The 7,648-nt window shown below is 68.5% G+C and carries 8 protein-coding genes; 5 read left to right on the top strand and 3 right to left on the bottom strand.

All coding sequences use genetic code 11. The features are described 5' to 3' along the window. Together Q0588_RS13840 and Q0588_RS13835 are read right to left on the bottom strand one after the other, a co-directional pair. Window positions 1-662 (bottom strand): carbamoyl-phosphate synthase domain-containing protein (locus tag Q0588_RS13840; protein ID WP_298747268.1); only part of this gene is annotated, 662 nt, incomplete at its 3' end. A 121-nt stretch (window positions 663-783) separates the two neighbouring features. Beyond that, window positions 784-1,608, bottom strand: a complete 825-nt coding sequence (locus Q0588_RS13835; protein WP_298747266.1) for a hypothetical protein — start codon at window positions 1,606-1,608, stop codon at window positions 784-786. Between the two features lie 189 nt (window positions 1,609-1,797). Between Q0588_RS13835 and Q0588_RS13830 the strand changes: the two genes are divergently transcribed. From Q0588_RS13830 to Q0588_RS13810, 5 genes are all read left to right on the top strand, one after another. Beyond that, complete coding sequence (locus Q0588_RS13830; RefSeq protein ID WP_298747263.1) at window positions 1,798-2,496, top strand: HAD family hydrolase; 699 nt, start codon at window positions 1,798-1,800, stop codon at window positions 2,494-2,496. 113 nt (window positions 2,497-2,609) lie between these two features. Further along, window positions 2,610-2,924 (top strand): hypothetical protein, encoded by a 315-nt coding sequence (locus Q0588_RS13825; protein WP_298747260.1) that lies wholly within the window; start codon window positions 2,610-2,612, stop codon window positions 2,922-2,924. 16 nt (window positions 2,925-2,940) lie between these two features. Further along, on the top strand, window positions 2,941-6,393 hold the full coding sequence (gene carB, locus Q0588_RS13820; protein WP_298747257.1) for a carbamoyl-phosphate synthase large subunit: 3,453 nt from the start codon (window positions 2,941-2,943) through the stop codon (window positions 6,391-6,393). A 68-nt stretch (window positions 6,394-6,461) separates the two neighbouring features. After that, on the top strand, window positions 6,462-6,875 hold the full coding sequence (locus Q0588_RS13815; protein WP_298747255.1) for a hypothetical protein: 414 nt from the start codon (window positions 6,462-6,464) through the stop codon (window positions 6,873-6,875). Next, the gene (locus Q0588_RS13810) at window positions 6,872-7,318 is read left to right on the top strand and encodes a PIN domain-containing protein (protein WP_298747253.1); all 447 of its coding nucleotides are present in this window, start codon (window positions 6,872-6,874) and stop codon (window positions 7,316-7,318) included. The genes Q0588_RS13815 and Q0588_RS13810 overlap by 4 nt, the downstream gene beginning before the upstream one ends. Here Q0588_RS13810 and Q0588_RS13805 read toward each other — a convergent pair. Next, a partial coding sequence (locus Q0588_RS13805) for a cation:dicarboxylase symporter family transporter (RefSeq protein ID WP_298747252.1) occupies window positions 7,315-7,648 on the bottom strand: 334 nt, incomplete at its 5' end. The two genes, Q0588_RS13810 and Q0588_RS13805, sit on opposite strands and share 4 nt — an antisense overlap.

Below are 7,648 nucleotides of genomic sequence, written 5' to 3'. Positions count from 1 at the left end.
GTCGAGGCCAGCGCCCTCAGGATGTTGCGCTTCACCCCATAGTCGACGACGACGACCGACCGGTCCGAGGCGTCGACCCGCGGATGGCCTTCCGGCCAGTCCCACAGCCCCTCGTCCCAGTCGAACGACTGCAGGGTCGAGGCGTCCTTGGCCAGATCGAGCCCGACCAGCCCGCTCCACGCCTTCGCCTGCGTCACCAGGGCGTCGAGGTCGAAGCGGCCATCCGGATCGTGGGCGATGACCGCGTGCGGGGCGCCGGCGTCGCGAATGCGCGCGGTCAGCGAACGGGTGTCGATTCCCGCCAGCCCGACCACGCCGCGCCGCTTCATCCAGGCGTCGAAGCCGCTGTCGCTGCGCCAGTTGGCTGGATCGGTCGGCACGTCGCGGAAGACCGCCCCGCGCGCCGAGGTGTCCGATCCGCCGCCGATCTGCTCAACGTCCTCGACATTCACCCCCGTGTTGCCGATGTGCGGGAAGGTGAAGGCCAGGATCTGGCTCATGTAGGACGGGTCGGTCAGGATTTCCTGATAGCCGGTCATGGCGGTGTTGAAGACCACCTCGCCGAGCGCCGAGCCGGTCGCGCCGCAGCCGAGGCCCTGCAGGATGGTCCCGTCCGCCAGCGCGAGCACGCCGGTGACGCCGGGGAGAAGCTTGGTGTTCATGGCGACCTCGTAGCACCGAATCCCGGCGAGCAAACGGCGCGGTGGTTAGGCGTCGCCAACCGCCGGGTCAACCGGCGCCGCCGCCAGCCTCCGGGGCCGGTCCACGCCTCCGTCCCGGCGCTCAGACGACGACCGCGTCCATGCCGGCGAACACCGCGTGGGTGGCCCCGGCGGCCTGGGCCGCAAGGCCCCGGTCCGGCCGCAGGTTCAGCAACAGAATCTGGGGACAGGCCTGGCGCGCCGCCCCGATCAACCCGGCCGCCGCCTGCCAGCCGCGGGCGCTCTCATGCTCGACGCCGGCGAAGTCGATGGCGAGGCAGTGGGCGCGGGCCTGCGACAGTCTGAGCGCCGCGCCGGCGTCGGGGGCGATATGCAGGATCAGGCCCAGGGCGCCCGTCTCGAAATGCTCGATCGCCTCCCGCACCGCCTCGGGCGGCGCCTGCTCCAGTCCGCCCACGACCTCGACCAGCAGGGTTCCCGGCGCGGACGCGTGCTGCATCTCGGCGCACAGCAGGTCGAACCGGCCGCCGCTCGAGGCCACCGTGCGCCAGAACGCGGGCAGCACCCCGCTGTCGTTGGTTCCGAGGCGCAGCAGATCGAGGCCGTCGCGCAGGGTCTGGGTGTCGATGCGGACCAGGTCCGCCGGCTCCAGCGTGCGCCGGCCGAGCCCGAGCAGGGCGCTTTCGCCGCCGCGATGGCGCACGCTCCGGCGAATCCGGCGGGCCACGGGCGTCGAACGGGCGAGATCGAACACCGGCTGCGCCGCCAGCGTCACCACCAGTTCGCGCCGGGCGCGCGTCAGCAGGGTGAAGGTCAGGCTCTCGTAGGGCGCGGCGTAGGACCGCCGCCCCTCGAGGCTCGAGGCCGATTCCTGTAGACCGTCGCCCGCCGCGTCACGGTCCAGCGACGCCGTGAAGGTGGCCGGGTATCCCGGGTCGTTCCTCATGACCGTTTCTCCCGCCGGTCGAAAAAATACCCTCCCCCGCCTTAAGCAAGCGCCCTCAGGTGAAAACACATCCCTGACAAACATGGTCAAATCGCCGTTCACCATCTGTGTTCCCGAAGCGGAATTCGCTCGCATTCTTCGCTCGCATTCGCAGGTTGACCGGCTCGCCGGCGCGGGTCAGGAGAGCCCATGCCCATCACCACGGTCGGCCTCGACGCCGACGACACCCTTTGGCACAACGAGACCGTCTTCCGGCTGACGCAGGCCCGCTTCCTGGACCTGCTGACCGACCACGAAAACGCTGCGATCGAGGCGCGGTTGGCCGAAATCGAACGGCGCAATCTCCGGCTCTATGGTTACGGCGTGAAGGGCTTCACCCTGTCGATGATCGAGACCGCGATGGAGATGTGCGACGGCGAACCGCCGGCCGGCGTGATCCGCGAGATCCTCGCTGCGGGCCGCGAGATGCTGGCCCATCCGGTCGAGACCCTGCCCGGCGTCGACGAGGCGCTGGCGCGGCTGTCGGAGCGGTACCGGCTGGTGCTGATCACCAAGGGCGACCTGCTGGATCAGGAACGCAAGCTGGCCGCGTCCGGGCTCGGCGACCTGTTCGCCGCCGTCGAGATCGTTTCCGAGAAGGACCGGACCACCTACGAACGGGTCTTCGCCCGCCACGGCACCGGCGCCGCCGAGGCGGTGATGGCGGGAAACTCGATGAAGTCGGATGTGCTGCCGGCGCTGGCGGCCGGGGCCTTCGCCGTGCACATCCCCTACGTCGTCACCTGGGCCCACGAGTTGGCGGATGCGCCCGGGGCCCAGCCGCGCTACGGCGCGCTCGACCGCATCGCGGACCTGCCCGGCTGGATCGATGCGCGGTCGGACGGATAAGCGCTTGCTCCGCCGTCCCCCCGTCTTTAGACGGGCCGCTTGACCGACAACCCGAACCGCCCCGCGCCGGCCACGCCCGCGCCGGGTCCGCGCGCGCGAGGAGACCTGCCGCCTTGACCGACGCCGACGTCCCTCACGAAGAGCGCGACGCCATGGTCCGGGCGTCGCTGGCGGCCCACGGCGACCGCGGCGTCACGCCCCGGCACACCCTGTTCTACTTCTACGGCGACGGGGCCCACGACGACCTCAACGAGGTGGCGCGGCGCGCCGGGTTCCTGACCCGGGGCCACGACGACCGCACCATCCTGGAAGCCACGATGGCGGTCGACGAGGGCTCGTTCGCCCCGGTCTCGGCGATGATGCAATCCTGGGCCGCGGCCTTCCAGCTGGACTACGACGGCTGGGAATGCGCGGTCGTGACGAACTGAAAGTCTTGTAAAAACAATGCCTAAACGCACGGACATCCAATCTATCCTGATCATTGGGGCGGGGCCCATCGTGATCGGACAGGCGTGCGAGTTCGACTATTCCGGCGTCCAGGCGTGCAAGGCGCTGAAGGCCGAGGGATATAGGGTCGTCCTGGTCAATTCCAATCCGGCCACGATCATGACCGACCCGGAGGTGGCCGACGCCACCTATATCGAGCCGATCACGCCGGAATTCGTCGAGCGCATCATCGCCAGGGAGCGGCCCGACGCCCTGCTGCCGACCATGGGCGGGCAGACGGCGCTGAACACGGCCCTGGCGCTGGACGCCTCGGGCGCGCTGAAGAAATGGGGCGTCGAGATGATCGGGGCCCGCGCCGAGGTCATCGACAAGGCCGAGGACCGGCAGAAATTCCGCGACGCCATGGACAGGCTGGGCCTCGAGAGCCCGCGCTCCAAGGCCATCCATCACATCGACGAGGCCGACGACGCCCTGGCCTTCGTCGGCCTGCCGGCCATCGTCCGCCCGTCCTTCACCCTCGCCGGCACCGGCGGCGGCATCGCCTACAATGTCGAGGAATTCAAGGAGATCGTCGAACGCGGCCTCGACCTGTCGCCGACCACCGAGGTGCTGGTCGAGGAAAGCGTGCTGGGCTGGAAGGAGTATGAGATGGAGGTGGTCCGCGACCGGGCGGACAATTGCATCATCATCTGCTCGATCGAGAACATCGACCCGATGGGGGTGCACACCGGCGATTCCATCACCGTCGCCCCGGCCCTGACGCTGACCGACAAGGAATATCAGCGGATGCGGACCGGCTCGATCAACGTGCTGCGCGAGATCGGCGTCGAGACCGGCGGATCCAACGTCCAGTGGGCCATCAACCCGGCCGACGGCCGGATGGTGGTGATCGAGATGAACCCGCGGGTGTCGCGCTCGTCCGCCCTGGCCTCCAAGGCCACCGGCTTCCCGATCGCCAAGGTCGCGGCCCGGCTGGCCGTCGGCTACACCCTCGACGAACTGACCAACGACATCACCCGGGTGACGCCGGCCTCGTTCGAGCCGTCGATCGACTATGTGGTCACCAAGATCCCGCGCTTCGCCTTCGAGAAATACCCCGGGGCCGAGGCCAGCCTGTCGACCTCGATGAAGTCCGTCGGCGAGGTCATGGCCATCGGCCGCACCTTCCAGGAGTCGATGCAGAAGGCCCTGCGCGGGCTGGAGACCGGCCTGACCGGCTTCAACGAGATCGAGATCGACGGCGTGCTCGAGGTCGACGACGACGCCTCCGCCCGCGCCGCCGTGGTGCGGGCCCTGGGCCAGCCGACGCCGGACCGCATCCGCGTCATCGCCCAGGCCTTCCGCCACGGCCTGTCGGTCGAGGAGGTCAACGCGGCCTGTTCATATGAACCGTGGTTCCTGCGCCAGATCGCCGACATCGTGCGGGAGGAAGGGCATATCCGGGTCAAGGGGTTGCCCGGGAGCGAGCTCACCGAGCCCTTCCCCCTTGATGGGGGAAGGGTTGGGTTGGGGGTGAAACTGTCAGCGGATGACGGCGCCGCCGGGACAGCTTCCGCCGACACCGTCACCCCCAACCCCGGCCCTCCCCCCATCAAGGGGGAAGGGGGCGATGTGGCTGCGAAGGAGTTTCGCCGTCTGAAGGCCAAAGGCTTTTCCGATGCGCGCCTCGCGGAGCTGACGGGGACGACCGAAGCCCATGTCCGCGCCCTGCGCCGCCGCCTGAACGTCCGCCCCGTGTTCAAGCGCATCGACACCTGCGCCGCCGAGTTCGCCAGCGCCACCGCCTATATGTATTCGACCTATGAGACCGGCGCCCTCGGCCAGGTTCCCGAGTGCGAATCCAACCCAACCGACAGAAAAAAAGCGATCATCCTGGGCGGCGGGCCGAACCGGATCGGGCAAGGGATCGAGTTCGATTACTGCTGCTGCCACGCGGCCTTCGCCTTCGCCGACATCGGCGTCGAGTCGATCATGGTCAACTGCAACCCCGAGACGGTGTCGACCGACTATGACACCTCGGACCGGCTGTATTTCGAGCCGCTGACGGCCGAGGACGTGCTGGAGCTGATCGAGGTCGAGCGCTCGACCGGAAACCTGATCGGCGTGGTCGTCCAGTTCGGCGGCCAGACGCCGCTGAAGCTGGCCCACGCCCTGCATGAGGACGGGGTGCCGATCCTGGGCACCAGCCTCGACTCCATCGACCTGGCCGAGGACCGCGAGCGCTTCCAGGTCATGCTGCACGACATCGGCCTGATGCAGCCGCCCAACGGACTGGCCCGCAGCGCCGAGGAGGCCGCACAGAAGGCGGAGGAGGTCGGCTATCCGGTCGTGCTGCGCCCCTCATACGTGCTGGGCGGGCGCGGCATGGTCATCGTCCACGACCGCGAACAGCTGGACCGTTACGTCGGCGAGGCCATGCGGGTGTCGGGCGACGATCCGGTGCTGATCGACCACTATCTGAACCGCGCCACCGAGGTCGACGTCGACGCCCTGTGCGACGACGAGACGGTGTTCGTGGCCGGGGTGCTGGAGCATATCGAGGAGGCCGGGGTGCATTCGGGCGACAGCGCCTGTTCGATGCCGCCCCACTCGCTGCGGCCCGAGACCATCGCCGAGCTGAAGCGCCAGACCGGGGCCATGGCCCGGGCCCTGAAGGTGCGCGGCCTGATGAACGTCCAATTCGCCATCGAGGAGCCGCACTCGGCCGAGCCGCGCATCTTCGTGCTGGAGGTCAATCCGCGCGCCAGCCGCACGGCCCCCTTCGTGGCCAAGACCATCGGCCGGCCGATCGCGTCGATCGCCGCCAAGGTCATGGCCGGCGTGCCGCTGAAATCCTTCGGCCTGGCCGACAGGCCCTATGACCATATCGCCGTCAAGGAGGCGGTCTTCCCCTTCGCCCGTTTCGCCGGGGTCGACACCGTGCTGGGCCCCGAGATGCGCTCGACCGGCGAGGTCATGGGTCTGGACTGGAGGCGCGACGGCGAGGCCGACATGGCCCCGGCCTTCGCCCGCGCCTTCGCCAAGAGCCAGATCGGCGGCGGCACCACCCTGCCGGTCTCGGGCTGCGCCTTCGTCTCGGTCAAGGAGGACGACAAGCCCTTCATCGTCGAGGCGGTGAAGACGCTGATCGGCGAGGGCCTTTCCATCATCGCCACGGCAGGCACCCACGCCTTCCTGACCGCCCAGGGCTTCGAGGTCGGCCTGGTCAGGAAGGTTCTGGAAGGCCGCCCGCACATCGTCGACGCGATGAAGAACGGCGAGGTCCAGCTGGTCTTCAACACCACCGAGGGCAAGCAGTCGCTGCAGGACAGCTTCAGCCTGCGCCGCACCGCCCTGATGATGAAAATCCCCTATTACACCACCACCGCGGGGGCGCTGGCCGCCGCCCAGGCCATCGGGGCGATCAAGGCCGGCGAGCTGGATGTGCGGCCGATCCAGGACTACGGCTAGGGGGTCCTCGGGGGCCCTCGACGTTCAAGCCCACCCGTGTCATGCTGAGCTTGAACCGGAGTGTCTGCATGACCGCCCGCACCGTCATCAGAGATTATGTGATCTGGAGCAAACACCTCCACGGCGACCAGTCGCTGCCTGCCAGGATTGAAGCGCTGGAAGCGGGTGAAACCATCCAGCTGGCTGTGGACGGCGTGCCCGGCACCTGGACCAAGATGGCCCGGGGCAAGGACGGTCGCCCCACCCCGGGCATCCGCCCCGTCGGCTCCGCCCAGGATTTCTGGCGGGAGCTGTACGAGAAGCGGAGAGGCAATGAGGTGTCTGTGAGTCCCATCGTTGACGACAGGCCTGTCGTCTATCCCGCCCTGGCGCGGACGCCGGAGGAGCGTGAGGCCGCAATAAGGAGCCTGCTCAGCGTTGTTGGTAAAGGCTATCGTTCCGACGGCACGGGCTGGACCCGCGACGAGATGCATGAGCGGTGATCACGCTGGACTCCAACGTGGTGCTGTATCTTCACGACGATGGCCAGCCGGAAAAACAGGCCGTCGCGGCGCAGGTGATCTCGACGTTGGCCGCGCAACGCTCCCCGGTGGCGCTGCAGGTGGTCGGCGAAACCCAGAACATTTTGCGTCGAAAGTTCAAGCTGCCGCCGCCGCTCGTCGCCGAGTTGGCCACTCGCATTCTGACCGGGTTCGATATGGCGATACCGGCGCCGAGCGACGCCGTGACTGCCCTGGATGAGATGGCACAGGGCCGTCTGAGCTATTGGGACGCACTCCTGATCGCGTGCGTGAAACGAAACGGCTGCTCGACGCTGATCACCGAAGATATGCAGGACGGAGCTACGATTCTCGGCGTTGAGATCGTGAACCCGTTTGGGCCAGACGGCCTGTCCTCCCGGGCCTCCGAACTGCTCGCCGCCTAGACCCCCGCCAGCGGGTCCGCCTCCGCCGGGGCGTCCCTCCCCTCCACGATCCGCGCCGCCGCGAGGTCGCCGGTGACATTGCCGATGGTGCGGAAGATGTCGGGGATGACCTCGACCGCCAGCAGCAGCGGCAGCACCTGGATCGGCACGCCCATGGCGAGGCAGATCGGGGCGACGGAGACGAAGAAGCTGACCTGACCGGGCAGGCCGACCGAACCGATCGAGATGGCGATCGCCGTCAGCCCGCCGGCGACCCAGGCGGCCGGGCCGAGATCGACGCCGTGCAGATGGGCGACGTAGATGACCACGGCGAGATTGGCGACCGGGCTG

It is taken from the genome of uncultured Brevundimonas sp. (assembly GCF_937870815.1).
GTDB lineage: Bacteria > Pseudomonadota > Alphaproteobacteria > Caulobacterales > Caulobacteraceae > Brevundimonas.
This window is presented reverse-complemented; position numbering and strand designations above follow the sequence as displayed.